Origin of the sequence: Streptomyces sp. NPDC096012, from assembly GCF_040426375.1 — a bacterium.
Taxonomy (GTDB): Bacteria; Actinomycetota; Actinomycetes; order Streptomycetales; family Streptomycetaceae; genus Streptomyces.
The window spans coordinates 250,658-267,993 of sequence record NZ_JBEOTD010000002.1 but is presented as its reverse complement, the minus strand read 5'-3'; the positions used below and the strand labels follow the sequence as shown (position 1 = coordinate 267,993).

Here is a 17,336-nt window from a genome sequence, read left to right as displayed (position 1 = left end):
AGGGGCAGGGGGCACGCTGGTGCAGAGTTCCAACCAACCAGTTAGTTGCAAGTCGGCCCAAGGAGCAGTTCTGCCCATGCCGTCAGCCACCGCCACCCGTCGAACGCCCGGCATACCGTTCGCCACCCGCGAGCGGCCCGCCTCGGGCTCCTTCTTCCTCCTCCTCATCGCCGTCTGCACCGCCGTCACGGCGGCCAACATCTACCTCGCGGCGCCGTTGCTCCCGCTCATCGCCCACGACTTCGGCACCGTCCCGGCGGCCGTGACCTGGATCGCCTCGGTCGCCCAGCTCGGCTACGCGGCCGGCCTGCTCTTCTTCGCGCCGCTCGGCGACCGCGTCAACCGGCGCCCGCTCGTCGCCGGCCTCTCCGTGGCCACCACCGCCTCGCTTCTGGTCGCGGCCCTCGCTCCCGGCATCGCCGCCCTGGCGGTCTGCGTGTTCGTCGCCGCCGCCGCGACCGTCGTACCGCAGCTGCTCGTCCCGCTGGTGGCCGAGCGCGCCCCCGCCGACCGGCGCGCGCGCCATGTCGCGGCCGTCGTCGCCGGCCTGTTCACCGGCATCGTCGCCGCCCGTGTCGTCGGCGCCCTCGCCGGGCAGGCCTTCGGCTGGCGCTGGGTGTTCGGCGGGTCCGCCGTACTGACCCTCGCGCTCGGCCTGGCCACCGCCCTGGCCCTGCCCTCGGAGCGGCGCTCGCGGCAGGGCGGCCTGTTCGCGGGCGTCGCCGAACTGCCGGGGCTGCTGCGCCGCTCGCCCGGCCTGTGGCGGGCCTGCGTGCGGCAGGCCGGGATGTTCGGCGCCTGGAGCGCGCTGTGGACCTCCCTCACGCTCCTGCTGACCGGCCCCTCCTACGGCCTGACGACCGCGACCGCCGGGCTGTTCGGCCTCTTCGGTCTGACCGCCAGCGCGGTGGCTCCGCCGGCCGGCGGCCTGGTGGACCGGTTCGGCGCCGCGCGGGTCGTGGCCGTCGCGTATCTGGTGGCCGCCGTGTCCGTGCCGCTGTTCTGGCTCGGCGGCCACGTCATGGTGGCCCTGTTCGCCGCCGCGATCGCGGTCCACGCCGCGCTGGTCGCCTCCCACGTGGCCAACCAGACCGTCGCCCTGACCACGACCACCGCCCCCGCCACCGCCAACACCGCCTACGTCGTCTCGGGCTTCGCCGGCGGCGCCCTCGCCTCGGCCGTCGCGGGGCCGGCCTTCGGCCACTGGGGCTGGACCGGAGTGAGCGCGGTGGCCGGCGCCTGGCTGATCCTCGGCTGGGTGGCGACGGTGACCCGGTCCCCGCGGCGCACACCGGCGGAAGCGGCACCGCTCCCGCCGGCACCGACCGGCCCGACCAGCTGACGGCCACCCGGCGTAGGAGGCCGGCCGTGCAGCCCCGCTCACGAAGCCGGCCGCACAGCCCCGCTGCCGGGAGCGGCCGGCCCGACCAACCCGACCGGCCATCTCGCACACGCAGCCGGCCCGCGTAGCACCGCACACGACGCCGACCGCACAACCCCGCCGCCGGGACCGGCCGGCCCGCCCAACTGACGGCCAGCCCGGTCACGAAGCCGGTCGCGACCGGGCCGGCCTCGTTACCCGCCGCTCCCGGCCGTGCCGTCAGAGGCGGGTGACGTCCAGCTCGCCGTTGGCGTACTGCCTGCGGAGGACCTTCTTGTCGAACTTGCCCACGCTCGTCTTCGGCACCGACTCGATCACCGTCCACCGCTCGGGCAGCTGCCACTTGGCGATGCGGCCCTCCTCGGCGAGGAAGACGCGCAGGGTCTCGAAGTCGGCGACGGCGCCCTTGCGCAGGACGACCGTGGCCAGCGGACGCTCGCCCCACTTGTCGTCGGGCACGGCGACCACGGCGGCCTCGCTCACGTCCGGATGGGACATCAGCGCGTTCTCCAGCTCCACCGAGGAGATCCACTCGCCGCCCGACTTGATGACGTCCTTGGCGCGGTCGGTGAGGGTGAGGAAGCCGTCGGGGGAGATGGTGCCGACGTCACCCGTCTTCAGCCAGCCGTCCTCGCTGAACTTGTCGGAGGGGCGGAGCGGTTCGGCGTCGGGGCCGTTGTAGTAGGCACCCGCGATCCAGGGGCCGCGCACCTCCAGCTCGCCCGCCGACTCGCCGTCGAAGGGCAGACGTTGGCCGTCGGGGCCGGTGAGGCGGCCCTCGACGCCGGCCGGGAAGCGGCCCTGGGTGAGCCGGTAGGCGAACTCCTCGTCGGTGCCGACCGCATGGGCCGGCGGCCGGGCGACCGTGCCCAGCGGGGAGGTCTCCGTCATGCCCCAGGCGTGGCAGACCCGCATGCCGAGCTGGTCGAAGGCCGCCATGAGCGAGGGCGGACAGGCCGCGCCGCCGATGGTGACCTGGGTGAGGGCGGCGACGTCGCGCGGCCTGGCCTGCAGCTCGGCGAGCAGGCCCTGCCAGATGGTCGGCACGGCGGCCGCGTGGCTCGGCCTCTCGCGCTCGATCATCTCGGCGAGCGGCGCCGGCTGCAGGAAACGGTCCGGCATCAGCATGTTCACGCCGGTCATGAAGGTGGCGTGCGGCAGGCCCCAGGCGTTGACGTGGAACTGGGGCACCACGACCAGTGAGGTGTCCTGGTCGGTCAGGCCCATCGACTGGGTCATGTTGACCTGCATGGAGTGCAGGTAGATGGACCGGTGGCTGTACACCACGCCCTTGGGGTCACCTGTGGTGCCGGAGGTGTAGCACATGGCGGCGGCCCGGCGCTCGTCCAGCTCCGGCCAGTCGTAGCCGGTGGACCGGCCGGCGATCAGCTCCTCGTACTCGTGGAGCCGGGCGTGCGTGCCGTGCAGCGGGGTACGGTCACCGGGCCCGGAGACGACGACGTGCTCGACCGTCGGGAGCTTGGGCAGCAGCGGCGCCAGCAGCGGGATCAGCGAGCCGTTGACGACGACGACCTTGTCGGCCGCGTGGTTGACGATCCACACCAGCTGCTCGGCGGGCAGTCGCAGATTGAGCGTGTGCAGTACCGCGCCTATGGACGGGATCGCGAAGTACGCCTCGACGTGCTCGGCGTTGTTCCACATCAAGGTGGCCACGCGGTCGTCGCCGCGGACCCCCAGTTCGTCGCGCAGCGCGTTCGCCAGCTGGGCCGCGCGGGCGCCGATCTCGGCGAAGGTGCGCCGGTGCGGCTCGGCCTCCCCGGTCCAGGTGGTCACCTGGGATGACCCGTGGACCGTTGACCCATGGGTCAGGATCCTGGAGATCAGCAGCGGTACGTCCTGCATCGTGCTCAGCACGGGTCCTCCCGGGCGACATTGCCTACGCGGTGGTAGAGGTTGCGCTGATTCTGCGCACATACCGCGCGGTATGTCACTAGGGGGAGGGAAATTAGCGCTAGCGGACCAGCGTCAGCTCCGGGTCCTCGCGCAGCTTGCCCAGTGCCCGGGACACCGCCGATTTCACCGTGCCCACGGACACCCCGAGCACCTCGGCGGTCTGGGCCTCGCTGAGGTCCTCGTAGTAGCGCAGGACGACCATCGCCCGCTGCCGTGCCGGGAGCTTCGTGACCGCCCGCCACATGGCGTCGTGCAGCGCCTGCCGTTCGGCCGGGTCGCCGTCGCCGGGCACGGGCTCCGGCTCGGGCAGCTCCTCGCAGGCGAACTCGTCCACCCTGCGCTTGCGCCACTGCGAGGTCCGCGTGTTGAGCAGCGCCCGGCGCACGTATCCGTCGAGCGCACGCTGGTCCTCGATCCGGTCCCACGCCACGTAGGTCTTGGCGAGGGCGGTCTGCAGCAGATCCTCGGCGTCGCAGGGGTTCGCGGTCAGCGAGCGGGCGGTACGCAGCAGGACCGGCTGACGGGCCCGCACGTACGAGGCGAACGAGGGGTACGTGGGCGTCCCGCCGCCGGAGCGGAGCCGGGGGTGGGGGCGGGTCCGCCCGCTGGGTGCGGCGGCATCCGAGGCGCTGGTGCAGACGGGTGCGGTCATGGCTCCACGCTAGAAGCGGGGCCCGGCCCGCCGGATCGGCCGCAGGTCCCGAAGGGGAGTCCCCCTCAGGTTGTAGGGGTGGGGCTGCCCGCACCTCCTGAAGGTGGACGGCGGATCCACCCCGTCTGCGGGTCCGACCCTGATGCCCGGGTACGGAACCGGCCCGAGCGCAGCCGCCGAGGCCCCGTGTCCGGGTGCCCGGACACAGCTACCGGGGTGCCCGATCCCCCGGGGGCCTGACTCCGAACCCGAGGGCTCGGACACGAAAACCAGGTGCCCGATCCCCAGGGGGCCTGACTCCGAACCCGAGGGCTCGGACACGAAAACCGGGCGCCCGATCCCCAGGGGGCCTGGCCCCGTACCCGAGGGCCCGGACACCGACACGGGTGCCCGACCCCCAAGAGGCCTGACCCCGTACCCGGGGCCCGGACACGGAAACCGGGTGCAGATCCCTAGGGGCCCGCCCAGCCGCAGGGTCGTGACCTCCTCCCCGTGTGGTCCGGTGCGGGCCGCGCGGGGATCAGCGGTCCGCCGTGAGCACCAGACCCGACGTCGGGACCCCGGTGCCGGCCGTCACCAGGGCCCGCGCCGCCCCCGGCACCTGGTTCACCGCGGTGCCGCGCAGTTGCCGTACCGCCTCCGCCACGCCGTTCATGCCGTGCAGGTACGCCTCCCCGAGCTGGCCGCCGTGGGTGTTCAGCGGCAGCCTCTCCCCGGCCACGAAGTCCGCAGCCTCCCCCCTCCCGCAGAACCCGAACTCCTCCAGCTGCATCAGCACGAACGGGGTGAAGTGGTCGTACACGATCCCCAGGTCGATGTCGGCCGGGGCGAGTCCGGAGGTCCGCCACAACTGGCGGGCCACCACGCCCATCTCCGGCAGGCCGGTCAGGTCGTCCCGGTAGAAGCCGGTCATCTGCTCCTGCGCCCGGCCGGCCCCCTGGGCCGCCGCCGCGATCACGGCGGGCGGATGCGGCAGGTCACGCGCTCGCTCGAGGGAGGTGACGACGACCGCCTGCCCGCCGTCGGTCTCCTGGCAGCAGTCCAGCAGTCTGAGCGGCTCGGCGATCCAGCGGGACGCGGCGTGATCGGCGAGCGTGATCGGCCGGCCGTGGAACCAGGCCGCCGGATTGGTCGCCGCGTACTTGCGGTCCACCACGGCCACGTGCCCGAACGCCTCCGGCGTCAGCCCGTGGACGTGCAGATACCGCTGGGCCGCCATGGCCACCCAGGACGCCGGTGTGAGCAGCCCGAACGGCAGCGCCCAGCCCAGCGCCGCACCCTCCGCCGAGGGCTCGCGGTGCTGCACGCCGGCGCCGAATCTGCGGCCGGAGCGCTCGTTGAAGGCCCGGTAGCAGACCACCACCTCCGCGACGCCCGCCGCCACCGCCAGCGCCGCCTGCTGGACGGTCGCACAGGCCGCGCCGCCGCCGTAGTGGATCCGGGAGAAGAAGGACAGCTCGCCCATGCCGCAGGCCTGGGCCACCGTGATCTCCGGGCTGGTGTCCATCGTGAACGTCACGAGCCCGTCCACGTCGGCCGGCGTGAGGCCCGCGTCGTCGAGCGCGGCCCGCACCGCCTCCACCGCCAGCCGCAGCTCGCTGCGCCCGGAGTCCTTGGAGAACTCGGTGGCCCCGATACCGGCGATCGCCGCCCGGCCGCCCAGGGTGTCGCGTCCACGGACACTCATGGCGCGACCTGCGGGTCCGTAAGCTCCCCGTCGGGAACGTCCGTGACCGCATCGGCCTCCGCATCCGCGTCCGCATCCACGACCGTCACCGTCACCGTGCCCGTCACATGCCGACCGATGCCGTTGGCGCCGACGACCCGCACCACGGCGGTGTCGCCGTCGACCGCTTCGATCCTGCCCGTCAGCACCATCGTGTCGCCCGGATAATTGGGCGCGCCGAGCCTGATGGCGACCTTGCGGAGCGCCGCCGCCGGACCGAAGTGGTCCGTGACGTACCTGCCGACCAGGCCGTTGGTCGTCAGGATGTTCATGAAGACGTCGGGCGAGCCCTTGGCCCTGGCCAACTCCGCGTCGTGGTGTACGTCCTGGTAGTCCCGGGAGGCGAGCGCGCCGGCCACGATCAGCGTGCGGGTGACCGGGATCTCCAGCGGGGGCAGCTCCGTGCCCGCCGTCAGTGCCGTCCTCATGCGTCACCCGCCTCGGTCCGGGCCACGGTGGCCGTGCGGTCCGGGCCGCCCCCCGCCGGCGGCGACACGGAGGGGACGACACGGAAGACCGGCAGGACCAGCGCGCCCTCGTCGTCCTCGTAGGTCCGGAACTCCACCCGCACCGGCAGCCCGATGCGCACCCGGTCGTACGGCACCCCCACCACGTTGCTCACCATCCGCACGCCTTCGGCCAGTTCGATCAGGCCGACGGCGTACGGGGGGTCGAAGGCCGGGAAGGGCGGATGGTGCATCACCACGTACGAGTGGACCGTGCCCGCGCCGCTCGCCTCGACCGTGTCCCAGTCCAGGCCGCCGCAGGCGTTGCAGCCCGGCAACCAGGGGTGGCGCGGGGTGCCGCAGCCGGTGCAGCGCTGGACGAGGAGGCGGTGCTCGGCCACGCCCTGCCAGAAGCCGGCGTTGTCCCGGTTGACCACCGGGCGGGGACGCCGGGCCCGGGGGCCGGTGCGCGTGGGGGCGTACTTCAGGATGCGGAAGCGGTGCGTGCCCACCAGGTCGCCACCGACCCGGACGTCCGTGCGGGTGGTGACGAAGTAGCCCGTGCCCAGCCTGGTCGACTTGGGCCCGGAGACCGACTCGATCACGGAGTCGAACGTGACCTCGTCACCCGGGCGCAGGGGCCGTAGGTACTCCTGCTCGCAGTCGGTGGCCACCACGGACGTGCATCCCGAGGCGTCGAGCAGGCCGAGCAGCTCGTCGTAGGCCCCGGTGCGGCCCGTGTGGCCGGAGAGCCCGCCCATCGTCCAGGCCTGGAGCATGGTGGGCGGGGCGATGGCGTCCGGGCCGCGGTAGGCGGGGCTGGTGTCGCCCATCGCCTCGCACCAGTGCCGGATCATCGGCGCGTTCACCGGGTCCTTGCCCACGCCGGCGACGGCGGCCGGCAGCCCCTCGTACGCCTTCAGCCGAGCCCCCACCTCGTCCATCTCCACGCTCACCTCCGCCTCCCGCTCAGGTCGAGCCGCGTCGACGCGCCGGTCTCCGCCCGGGGAAACGGCCACGCTCCCGCTTCACGGGACGGTCACCGCCCGACCGGACGTCCATGCCCGACCGGACGTCCACGCCCACAGTCCGTCCGTGCCCGACCGAACGTCCGGGCCCGACCGGACGTCCAGACCCGACCGGACGTCCACGCCCGACCGAACGTCCACGCCCGACGGGACGGACCCGCCCGACCGCACCGCTTCCACGTACCCGGACCATTTCTGACTGTCCGTCAGATAGGGCTGGGTGTCAAGGTCGGCCGCAAGCGCCGGAGCCGGGCGGGAAACGCCTGCGCGGCGGTACCGAAGTACCGCCGCGCCGACGTGTTACGACCCCGAAGCACACCCCGCGAGGACCTCCTCAGGAGGAACCTCGGCAGAGGCTCACCACAGGTGGGTGAAGTGGACGGCGACGTTCTCGTTGCCCTGCTGGATGGCCGTGAACGCGGATCCGTTCACCTGCGCGGTGTTGCTCTGGTTCGACGCCCCGGAGCCGACCGCGTTCTGCTGGGTGGTGGACGAGTTGCCGTTGTTGTCGTGGCCGACTCCGCTGCCGATGACGGAAGCCACTCCCGCGTTCGATCCGTCGTCCGCGAAACCGCCGTTGCCAGCGGCCGCGACGCCGGTGAAGAGAGCGGCTGCGAGCGGAAGCGCGGCGACGACGGCGAGAACGCGGGCGGTACGGATGCTTGCCATGTTGTTCCTCCAGAACGAGCACTCTGCGGCCACAGGGGCCGTGAGCGCGTGAACTACTGCTTGTGTCAAGGCAGTTGGCCGACCGCCTGGACTGTCGTGGACGACGTCACGCCCCAAGAGTTGCCCACCGAATCCCCGGCGAACCACCCCGGAAGCCGTGATTCGCACTCAAGCGTGATGACAAGTCGATAAACCCCCTAACGCCACCTTCGAGCCGACGGCACCCCAGCAGGCACAGGTGCGGATGGACGCACACCAAGCGGCACAAGGAGGGAATCGTTCCGGCATTTTCCCCGCCCATCCGCCCGCCCGGGCGCGTCACACCCTCACCCTCTTCCTTTTTTCGAACGCGAGTACGAATATGGAGGCATGGCCACCATCGACCGGCAGGCCACGACGCTGGCCCTCGCACACGCCCTGTCAGCCGCCGAACGCGGTCTGGCCGTCATCCCCTTGTCCCGGACGAAACTCCCGGCCCTGCGCTCGCCCCACCACGCCGACCCCGAGCCGGCGGGACCACGCTGCCACGGCGAGTGCGGCCGCCTCGGCCACGGCGTGTACGACGCCTCGACCGATCCGGTCCGCATCCGCGAGATGTTCGCCGCCGCGCCCCGGGCCACCGGCTACGGCATCGCCTGCGGACTCCCCCCGTACCACCTGATCGGCGTCGACCTGGACACCAAGTCGGGCACGGACTCCTCGGTCGCCCTGCGCGAGCTGGCCCTGCGCCATCTGTTCACGATCCCGGAGACGGTCGTCGTCCTCACCCCGAGCGGCGGCCGGCACCTGTGGCTGACCGGCCCGCCGGACGTCGTCGTACCGAACTCCGCCGGCCGGCTCGCCCCCGGCATCGACATCCGGGGCGCCGGGGGCTACCTGGTGGGCCCCGGCTCCCGCACCGATTACGGCGTCTACGCGACCGCCCCCGGCACCGGGCAGCTGGCCCCGGCCGCCTGCCCGGCATCGCTGCTGCGCCTGCTCCTGCCTACGCCGCGCGGCAGCCACCCGGCCCACGCGGGGCCCGGCGACCACGGCCGCGGCCTGGTCCACTTCGTCCTCTCCGCCCACGAGGGCCAGCGCAACACGCGCCTGTTCTGGGCGGCCTGCCGGGCCTACGAGAACGGCATCGGCCCCGCCCTGGCCGATCCCCTGACCGAGGCGGCCCGCCACACCGGCCTGACCGAACGCGAGGCCCGCGCCACGATCGCCTCGGCGGCCCGCATGACGGCCCACCGACCATGACCCCAATCCCCGAACCCCTCAGCCACCGAGCCCCCGAGCCCCCGAGGCACGCACCGCACCCCGGCGACACGAACGGCAACGACAACGGCCCGCAGTGGCGTTGGCAACTACACGGTCGACCCGGCGCACCAAGGGCGCGGCGCGATGCGGCCCCTGATCACCGACAGCATCGCCTGGGCCCGTGAACAGGGTTTCAGGGCCTTCCAGTTCAACGCTGTCGCCGAGTCCAACACCCCGGCGCTCGGGCTCTACCGTGCGGCGGGCTTCCGGCTCGTCGGCGCCGTGCCCGAGGGGTTCCATCATCCGGTGAAGGGCTATGTGTGACTGCACGTGCTGTATCTGCCGCTCTGAGCACGGACGTCGCCGCGTACCCCGGGTGCCAGACAGAAGTGGCCGCGGCCTGCCGCCGGACACCGCGCAGGCATCACGAAATCGCTCGCTGCCGTAACGCCTGGAGTCCGACCGCACCCTGCATTCCAACGACCTGATCACCCGCGCCGTCGATGCGGGCCAACCTCCGTCCCGCGCCGTCGATGCGGGGCCGGCCCCGTGGTCCTGGCCCGCACATGGCCCGTGCGCACGGGCCAAAGGCGGCAAGTGAGCGAGAAGGAGTGAGACCGGGGCACGCGAAAGGGGTGCCGCTCCGGAGAGCTGCACCCCGAGACGAAGGCGTCGCCGAGGCCCGCAAGGGCGCCGGGGTGTTCGTCCGGGCGATCTTCCAAACCAGTGCTCCAGGATCTGAGCGCGACGGCGCTTGACTGGGTCATTGAAACTCCCGGCCAAGTCGCTACACCGACCGCTCGGTACCGTGCCCACTGTGGATTCTGAAGACAGTTATGGGGTCAAGAGGGCCGAGCCTGGCGAGATCAGCCGTCTATGTCGGCTCGCCGAGTTGGTACGAGAGGATCTAGCAGCCTCAGGCCTGACCGTCCACCCTACTGATCAATTCGGCGTGCCACGCGGCGATGGGGGCGGTGTCGAGATTGAACTCGACGAATTCGACGATGCCGGGGGCGGCGTATGGCTTCACTGGCAACTACACGACCGCACCCGAGATGGGATCCGGTCCGCCATCCAGCGTGGAGCAATTGATGATCCTCTCTTGAAGGCCTCAAGACAGATCCATGAGCACATGATGACGAGCATCATCGCCATGCTGACGGCGCTTGGTTACGAGACCGAACCCGGCCGCGATGACTACCGCCCGTATGCCATACACGTGATCGCTCATGCTGACGTCAACGGCTGAGAGGAACGCCAGGCCTCTCGGGGCCGTCGATGGGTGCTCAACGACAACCAACGCTGACAACCACCGACAGCCAGGTCGCAGGTCGCAGCGTTGATCGATTACACGGCCGCAGGTCAGAGACCCGGCCCTTCACTTCTTCGGCTACTGATCGCGCTCGATGGATCTTGACTCGCCCACGAAGGCCGCACCGACCACTTGAGCCGCGCGACAACACGCGATAGCCATTCCTTGACCTGTCGTCACCGACAGCGGAAGACGAAAGGTGCTGATGTGGGCCTCTTCTTTGCGTATCTGCCAGCGTTGGTGAGTTTGGGGCTGGGATTTTTCGGGTTGCGCGACATGCGAATCCTCAGGAGAAGAGGAGTCCGAACCGAAGGCAGATGTGGCGGTACGAGCTGGAACGCGAACATTTCTTCAATCGATGTCATCTATCGGGACGAAAGAGGGCAAAGGCACTATGTCACGATCACAGCCGAGGATCTTGGACTCGTGGGGGATGAATCCATCGTTCGAGTTGTTTACGACCCTCTGAAGCCGAACAGGGCGACGACGGAAAGGATTCTGAAGAAGTCGATATGGAAGACCCAAGACGGATATCTGGTGATTATTGGTTTGTGTATAGCCGCAGTGTTGACCGCGGCGATCGCAGTCGATGCCTCTCACTGAGGTGCGCGCCGGACTCCCGCCCTGACGCTTGCGTCGGGCAGTAGGGAAGAGCCCAGTCGCTCAGCCGCCGCCAGGGCTGCCCGGGGGATCTGAGTGTCTGGGCCGGCCCGTCTGTGGGCCGTCCGAGGGCGACCAACGACGGCTGGCTGATAAGGATGCGGGTCGACCTCAAAGCCTGTGGTCGGCCGTGCCCCCTCCGTGCCCGATAGACCGGGAACTCACGGGGAATGGCGGTCATCAACGGGGATCACGCACGACGAAGGCCCCTGAGCTACGTTGCTGCTCAGGGGCCTTCAACCTACGCGGTGGGTGTGGGATTTGAACCCACGGTGACATCACTGCCACGACGGTTTTCAAGACCGTTCCCTTAGGCCGCTCGGGCAACCCACCTCTGCCCCGGCCGGCAGGGTCGGAGCGGGTACAGCGTACCGGGATCAGCCGGCGGGGTGGCGGTGTGGGGCCGGGGGGAGGGCGGTTCGGTGGTGATCGGTGGCACGGTGGGCCGCGTGGGGCAGGCCGGCGGACCGAACCGCCGTTTCGGTCCGCCCGCGTCAGCCAGCGTCAGCCCGCGTCAGTGCGCGTCAGCCCGAGTCGGTGCGCGTCAGCCCGCGTCAGTGCGGGGCCAGGAGCATGCGGGCGGCGAGGACGGTCATCACGGTGCTGGACACCATGGCGGTGACGAGCCGGCCGCGGCTGCCGGTCAGCAGCCGGCCGAGCAAGGCTCCACCGCCGGCCAGGAGCAGTTGCCAGCTGGCGGATGCCGCGCAGGCGGCCAGCACGAACACGGCCTGCTGCCACGCGTTCGTTTCCGCCGAGGTCCGGCTGCCGAGCACGAGGGCCGCGAAGTAGATGACGGTGACGGGGTTCATCATCGTGATGCCCCACAGGCCGAGGTAGGCCCGCCCCGGGCCGATGGGGGCCTCGTCGGTCCGGGTCGCCGTCGGGGGCCCGCGGTGGCGAAGGATCGCCGTGACCGCGCCGTGGGCCGCCAGTACGACGAGCACCGCGGCGGCGGCCCATCGCATCGGCCCCGTGATCGGCTCGATGGCGTCCGTCAGCGCCGAGCCGCCGATCACGGCGATCAGGGCGTAGAGGCCGTCCGCCGTCGCGACCCCGAGCGCCGCGCAGGCGCCGGTCCGCAGTGAGGTCCGTGCCGTCAGCGCCACCAGATACGTCGCGACCGCTCCCACGGGCATGGCGATGCCATAACCGGCGAGGAGCCCCGCGACCAGGGCGGCGCTCACGCGTGAACGGGCGTCGGCCTCCCCGGTCGGCCGGACTGCTGCAGCCCTCGCACCGATCGCGCGGCGGAGGTCGGCGGCAGGAATGCGGGGATGGTGGTCATAGGCCGATCCTGGCGGCAGCACGGCCGACCGGACAACCGGTTTTCCGGGGCGGCACGGGCATCGTCGAAGACTGGACACCTGGTCAAGTGATCGGCTGGTCAAGTCGCCGGCCGGTCAACCCGGTTGGCTGGTCACACCGGCCGGCCGGACCCTGACCACGTCGGCCACCTGGACACACGGGCCAGACGGTGCGTCGTCACGCTGGTCAGCCGGCCACACCGCCGGGTGCGTGAAAGGGGTGCCCCTCCAGGAGAGGCACCCCCGTCACGCGCGCGTACCCTCGCCCGGGTCAGCCGTCGCCGTCGCGTGAGGCCAGGGTCAGGTCCACCGTGTGCTCCTGGCCGCCCCGCTTGTAGGTGATCGCCACCTTGTCGCCGGGCTTGTGGGTCCAGATCTCGCCGATCAGGGTCGGGCCGCTGTCGATCACGTGGTCGTCGAGCTTGGTGATCACGTCCCCGGGCTTGAGGCCGGCCTTCGCCGCCGGGCCGCCCGCCTCGACCGGCGCGGCGCCGCCCGCACCCTGGTCGGTGATCTTCGCGCCGTCGCTGGAGTCCTCCAGGGAGACGGAGGCGCCGATCTTGGCGTACACCGGCTTACCGGTCTTGATCAGCTGCTGGGCGACGTACTTGGCCTGGTTGATCGGGATGGCGAAACCGAGGCCGATCGAGCCGGACTGCCCGGAGCCGAAGCCGCCGCTGCTGCTGGACTGGATCGCCGAGTTGATGCCGATGACCGCGCCGGAGGCGCTCAGCAGCGGGCCGCCGGAGTTGCCCGGGTTGATCGACGCGTCGGTCTGCAGGGCGCTCATGTACGACGCCTTGCTGCTGGAGCTGCCGTCGCTGGAGGCCACGGGGCGGTCCTTGGCGCTGATGATGCCGGTCGTCACCGTGTTGGACAGGCCGAAGGGGGCGCCGATGGCGATGGTCTCGTCGCCCACGGCCACGTTGTCGGAGTTGCCCAGGGCGAGCGGCTTGAGGTCCGACGGGGCGTTCTTGAGCTTGATGACGGCGACGTCGTACCCCTGGGCGTGGCCGACGACCTCGGCGTCGTACTTCTTGCCGTCCGGGAACGTCGCCGAGAGCTTGCCGCCGTTCACCGCGTCCGCCACCACGTGGTTGTTGGTGACGATGTGGCCCTGCTTGTCGAAGACGAAGCCGGTGCCGGTGCCGCCCTGGCCGTCGCTGCCCTCCGCCTCGATGGTGACCGTGCTGGGCAGGGCCCTGGAGGCCACGTTGGCGATCGTGCCGGGCGCGCGCTTGACCTGCGAGGCGCTGCCGTCGGAGGCCGAGACGGTGGTGGAGCCGTTGCCGTCGTTGTCCTTGGCCAGGGTGTAGCCGAGGCCGCCACCCAGGCCGCCCGCGACCAGCGCGGCCACCAGCACCGCGGCGACGAGCCCGCCGCGCCCGTCGCGCGCCTTGGGGGCGGGCTGCTGGTACGACGCACCCCAGCCGGTGCCGCCCGCGCCGCCCTGACCACCGAAGCCGGCCGCACCGCCGAAGCCGCCGGCACCGCCGTCACCGTAGGAAGGGGTGGACGGCGGCGGAGGTGGCCAGGAGCCGTCCGGGGCCGGTGCGGGCGGACCCGCGGGGTGCGCGGCGCCCTGACCGGCGGGCACCGGGCCCTGTCCGGCCGTGGCCGGGGCGCCCTGGGGCACCGGTGGCAGCTGAGCCGTCGGCGCTTCCCCTTCGGGCGCGGAGCCCTGCGGGGAAGCGGCGGAAGAGGCCACCGGCACGGGAGGTGCGGACGGGGCCGGGGGTACCGCGTTGCCCTCGTTCTCGGTGCTCACAGCTCTTCTCCTCGATCCACGCCTGTTGTCGTCGGTCGCATTCGTCTGCAGTCAGCTTTTCCCACGAGCCGTCAGAGCACCATAAGCGGTGCCTGTGGGTCCGGGGGCTTTCTTTATATAGGATCATTTAGGCAAAAGTTACATAAAGGAGCACGCTGTACAGCCTCGTTCGCCGCACGACCGCACCCGTGACGCCACGCGCGCCGGACGGCGGTGGCACCATGACGCGGTGACCCACGCACCACAGCACTCCATCCAGGTCGTCGCGCACCGGGGCGCCTCCGAGGACGCTCCCGAGCACACCCTCGCCGCCTACCGAAAGGCCGTCGAAGACGGCGCGGACGCGCTCGAGTGCGACGTACGGCTGACCGCGGACGGCCATCTGGTCTGCGTCCACGACCGGCGGGTGAACCGTACCTCCAATGGCCGGGGCGCCGTCTCCGCACTGGAGCTGGCCGATCTCGCCGCGCTGGACTTCGGCTCCTGGAAGACCCGCGAGGCCTGGCGCGGGCGGGACGAGGAGCCCGACTGGGAGCACCGGCCGGAGGACACCGCGGACACCTCGGTGCTCACCCTGGAGCGGCTGCTGGAACTGGTCTCGGACGCCGGGCGGCGGGTCGAGCTGGCCATCGAGACCAAGCACCCCACGCGCTGGGCGGGCCAGGTCGAGGAGCGGCTGCTGGTACTGCTGAAGCGGTTCGGGCTGGACGCACCGGCCACCGCCGCCGAGTCCCCGGTGCGGGTCATGAGCTTCTCGGCACGTTCACTGCACCGCGTGCGCGCGGCGGCGCCGACGTTGCCGACGGTCTACCTGATGCAGTTCGTCTCGCCGAGACTGCGCGACGGCCGGCTGCCCGCGGGCGTGCGGATCGCGGGCCCCTCGATGCGCATCGTTCGCAATCACCCCGCGTACGTGGAGCGGCTGAAGCGAACCGGCCACCAGGTGCACGTGTGGACCGTGAACGAGCCCGAGGACGTCGACCTCTGCGTCGAGCTGGGCGTCGACGCCATCATCACCAACCGCCCGCGCGCGGTGCTGGACCGACTCGGCCGGTGACGACGGCCTCTGACGACGCCGGTGACGACGGCCGGTGACGTCAGCCGTGACGACGGCCGGTGACGGCGACCACTGACGACGGCCAGTGACGGCGACCACTGACGACGGCCGGTGGCGTCAGGCCGCGACGACGGCCCCTGGCGGCGACCACTCACGACGGCCGCTGACGACGCCGGTGACGGCAGCCGTGGCGGCAGCCGTGGCGGCAGCCGTGGCGGCAGCCGTGGTGGCGGTCGTGGTGGCGGTCGTGGTGGCGGTCGGGGCGGCAGCCGCGGTGGCGGTCGGGGCGGTCGGATCGTCACGCGGTGTGCTCCGGCGCGTTCGATACGTGTACGACCGTTTCGAATGCGTCAGCGGAAGGGGACTGGCCGGTTTCCGGTACAGGCCAATGGGGCATCCACACCGTGGCGTGGGGCAAAGGAGGTCTCGGGGGTGGCGTTGGTGGTGGCACAGGAGGTGCCCACGTCGTCGAGCATGGCCGTACCCCATGGCCCTGCGGGCGTGGGGAAGGCGCGGCACCGGATGCGTGCGCACCTACGGACCGGCGGCGTACCGGACACGGTCATCGACGATGCCGTACTGATCCTTTCCGAACTTTTGAGCAATGCCTGCAAACACGGACGCCCCCTGGGCGACGCGCCGGCAGGAGACGGCGACGTCCGCGCCGCGTGGCGGGTGGACGCCCGGGGCCGGCTCATCGTCGAGGTGACGGACGGCGGCGGCCCGACCCGGCCGGCTCCGGCCACGCCGTCGGTGACCGCGCACGGCGGCCGGGGACTGAACATCATCAGGGCCCTCGCCGACGACTGGGGCGTGCGGGACGGCGTCCGCGGCGAGGTGACGGTCTGGGTGGTGGTCCACGCGGACGTCCACGATCCCGATGCCGGGGGCGGGCGCGCCGGTTTCGCTACGCGCGTCACGGCCTCCTCGCTGCCCGACCTGACGGGTCTGGACTTCGCCGACGCCTTCGAGGACGTGGGCTGAACGGTCGGCCGGTCGCCCTCCGGTTCACACCCCTGGCGTCGAGCGTGCGTGCGTTGTCCACAGGTTCCCGTTGGTCCGGTCCTGAACGGCTAGGCTCCCGCCGTACGAGAAGAGCCGTAACCGGGAGACCCCACGATGGCCAAGAAGCGACCCCAGACGAAGGCCAAGCGGCCCCAGCTCGATGACGGGGCCCGCGCCGCCGGCGCTGATGGACAGGTTCCGGTTGTCGGCGCCCGCGAACCCTGCCCCTGCGGCAGCGGCCGGCGCTACAAGGCCTGTCACGGCCGGGCCGCGGCGCACGCCGTGACCGAGCTGGTGCAGCGCCCGTTCGAGGGGCTGCCCGGCGAGTGCGACTGGGTGGCCATGCGCGAGCTGGTCCCGGCCGCGACGGCCGAGCTGACGCTCGAGGGCGGCCTGCCCGAGGGCGTCCCGTCGGTCACTCTCGCCACGGTGCTGCCGATGGCCTGGCCCGCGCTGCGCCGCGACGACGGCTCGGTCCTGATCGGCCTGCAGAACGACACGGCGTCCGGCGACATCAGCCGCGACCTCGCCGACACCCTGCTGCGCGCCCTGGAGGCGGAACCCGGCACTCCCGTACAGGGCCGCCGGGCTCCCGCCGAGGGTCCGCGGCTGCAGGACCTGCTGGCCGCGCAGGCCCCGTTCGAGCCGGTCGTGCACAGCGGCTTCGAGTTCTGGGTGCCGGACGCCGAGAACGCCAGCCCGGAGGTGGCCGCCTCCCTGGAGCGGGCGAACGCCGCCGCGATCCCGACGGTGAAGCTGTCCGGTGTGGACGCCGCGTACTGGTGCGAGACCCCGGAGAAGAACCACCTGCGCTGGGTGATGCCCCATCCGGAGGAGCGGCTTCTGGACGCGCTCGCGCGACTGCACGCTGCGGGCCGCTCCAGCCTCGGTGAGGGCACCCGGCTGGTGGGCTCCTTCCGTGCTCACGGGCTCACCGTGCCGGTCTGGGACCTGCCGAGCGGGGTCATGGCCGAGGACGTGGAGAAACCGGCCGCCGAGTTCGCCGATCGCCTCGCCGCCGCTCTGGCCGTCCAGGAGCCGCTCACTGCGGACGAGCGCCGGGCGCGCGGCGGGCTGACCAACCGGCAGGTCACGCTCAGCTGACGGGCCCGCGCGCCGGTCCTCTACGACCGACCGCCGTACGGTATCTCGGACAACACCGTCCACGT

General features: G+C 71.8%; 15 protein-coding genes, 1 tRNA gene and 1 pseudogene. 8 read left to right on the top strand and 9 right to left on the bottom strand.

Going from position 1 to position 17,336, the window contains the following annotated elements; translation table 11 throughout:
• The first annotated feature begins 76 nt into the window (after positions 1-76).
• Complete coding sequence (locus ABVB68_RS03590; RefSeq protein WP_353599362.1) at positions 77-1,342, top strand: MFS transporter; 1,266 nt, start codon at positions 77-79, stop codon at positions 1,340-1,342.
• Positions 1,343-1,600: 258 nt separating this feature from the next.
• Here the strand turns inward: ABVB68_RS03590 and ABVB68_RS03585 are convergent, their stop codons facing one another.
• The 6 genes from ABVB68_RS03585 to ABVB68_RS03560 all read right to left on the bottom strand — a co-directional run bounded on the left by ABVB68_RS03585 (position 1,601) and on the right by ABVB68_RS03560 (position 7,816).
• Complete coding sequence (locus ABVB68_RS03585; protein ID WP_353599361.1) at positions 1,601-3,256, bottom strand: long-chain fatty acid--CoA ligase; 1,656 nt, start codon at positions 3,254-3,256, stop codon at positions 1,601-1,603.
• A gap of 97 nt (positions 3,257-3,353) precedes the next feature.
• Positions 3,354-3,947 carry a SigE family RNA polymerase sigma factor gene (locus ABVB68_RS03580; RefSeq protein ID WP_353599360.1) on the bottom strand — a complete coding sequence of 198 codons (594 nt, stop codon included), beginning with the start codon at positions 3,945-3,947 and terminating at the stop codon, positions 3,354-3,356.
• Between the two features lie 520 nt (positions 3,948-4,467).
• Positions 4,468-5,634 carry a lipid-transfer protein gene (locus ABVB68_RS03575; protein ID WP_353599359.1) on the bottom strand — a complete coding sequence of 389 codons (1,167 nt, stop codon included), beginning with the start codon at positions 5,632-5,634 and terminating at the stop codon, positions 4,468-4,470.
• Complete coding sequence (locus tag ABVB68_RS03570) at positions 5,631-6,089, bottom strand: MaoC family dehydratase (RefSeq protein WP_353599471.1); 459 nt, start codon at positions 6,087-6,089, stop codon at positions 5,631-5,633. Before ABVB68_RS03570 ends, ABVB68_RS03575 begins: the two co-directional genes overlap by 4 nt.
• A gap of 8 nt (positions 6,090-6,097) precedes the next feature.
• Positions 6,098-7,063, bottom strand: a complete 966-nt coding sequence (locus ABVB68_RS03565; RefSeq protein ID WP_353599470.1) for a bifunctional MaoC family dehydratase N-terminal/OB-fold nucleic acid binding domain-containing protein — start codon at positions 7,061-7,063, stop codon at positions 6,098-6,100.
• A gap of 441 nt (positions 7,064-7,504) precedes the next feature.
• On the bottom strand, positions 7,505-7,816 hold the full coding sequence (locus ABVB68_RS03560; protein WP_353599358.1) for a hypothetical protein: 312 nt from the start codon (positions 7,814-7,816) through the stop codon (positions 7,505-7,507).
• A 369-nt stretch (positions 7,817-8,185) separates the two neighbouring features.
• On the opposite strand from ABVB68_RS03560, the gene ABVB68_RS03555 reads away from it, so the two are divergent.
• From ABVB68_RS03555 to ABVB68_RS03540, 4 genes and pseudogenes are all read left to right on the top strand, one after another.
• Positions 8,186-9,058: a bifunctional DNA primase/polymerase gene (locus ABVB68_RS03555; RefSeq protein WP_353599357.1), complete on the top strand. Its 873-nt coding sequence runs from the start codon at positions 8,186-8,188 to the stop codon at positions 9,056-9,058.
• 108 nt (positions 9,059-9,166) lie between these two features.
• Positions 9,167-9,382 (top strand): annotated as a pseudogene (locus ABVB68_RS03550) (GNAT family N-acetyltransferase); the annotation flags it as partial.
• A 493-nt stretch (positions 9,383-9,875) separates the two neighbouring features.
• A complete protein-coding gene (locus tag ABVB68_RS03545) occupies positions 9,876-10,307 on the top strand; it encodes a hypothetical protein (protein ID WP_353599356.1) in 432 nt (143 codons plus the stop codon).
• Positions 10,308-10,577: 270 nt separating this feature from the next.
• Positions 10,578-10,973 carry a hypothetical protein gene (locus ABVB68_RS03540; protein ID WP_353599355.1) on the top strand — a complete coding sequence of 132 codons (396 nt, stop codon included), beginning with the start codon at positions 10,578-10,580 and terminating at the stop codon, positions 10,971-10,973.
• A gap of 303 nt (positions 10,974-11,276) precedes the next feature.
• On the opposite strand, the gene ABVB68_RS03535 is transcribed toward ABVB68_RS03540, so the two are convergent.
• The 3 genes from ABVB68_RS03535 to ABVB68_RS03525 form a co-directional block, all read right to left on the bottom strand.
• A tRNA-Ser gene (locus ABVB68_RS03535) sits at positions 11,277-11,363 on the bottom strand.
• A 221-nt stretch (positions 11,364-11,584) separates the two neighbouring features.
• Complete coding sequence (locus tag ABVB68_RS03530) at positions 11,585-12,217, bottom strand: LysE family transporter (protein WP_353599354.1); 633 nt, start codon at positions 12,215-12,217, stop codon at positions 11,585-11,587.
• A gap of 391 nt (positions 12,218-12,608) precedes the next feature.
• Positions 12,609-14,105: a S1C family serine protease gene (locus ABVB68_RS03525; RefSeq protein ID WP_353599353.1), complete on the bottom strand. Its 1,497-nt coding sequence runs from the start codon at positions 14,103-14,105 to the stop codon at positions 12,609-12,611.
• 229 nt (positions 14,106-14,334) lie between these two features.
• Between ABVB68_RS03525 and ABVB68_RS03520 the strand changes: the two genes are divergently transcribed.
• The 3 genes from ABVB68_RS03520 (at position 14,335) to ABVB68_RS03510 (ending at position 17,271) form a co-directional block, all read left to right on the top strand.
• Entirely contained in the window at positions 14,335-15,162 is an 828-nt protein-coding gene (locus ABVB68_RS03520; RefSeq protein ID WP_353599352.1) for a glycerophosphodiester phosphodiesterase, read from the top strand.
• Between the two features lie 345 nt (positions 15,163-15,507).
• A complete protein-coding gene (locus ABVB68_RS03515; protein WP_353599351.1) occupies positions 15,508-16,146 on the top strand; it encodes an ATP-binding protein in 639 nt (212 codons plus the stop codon).
• A 135-nt stretch (positions 16,147-16,281) separates the two neighbouring features.
• Complete coding sequence (locus tag ABVB68_RS03510) at positions 16,282-17,271, top strand: DUF5926 family protein (RefSeq protein WP_353599350.1); 990 nt, start codon at positions 16,282-16,284, stop codon at positions 17,269-17,271.
• Positions 17,272-17,336 lie beyond the last annotated feature (65 nt).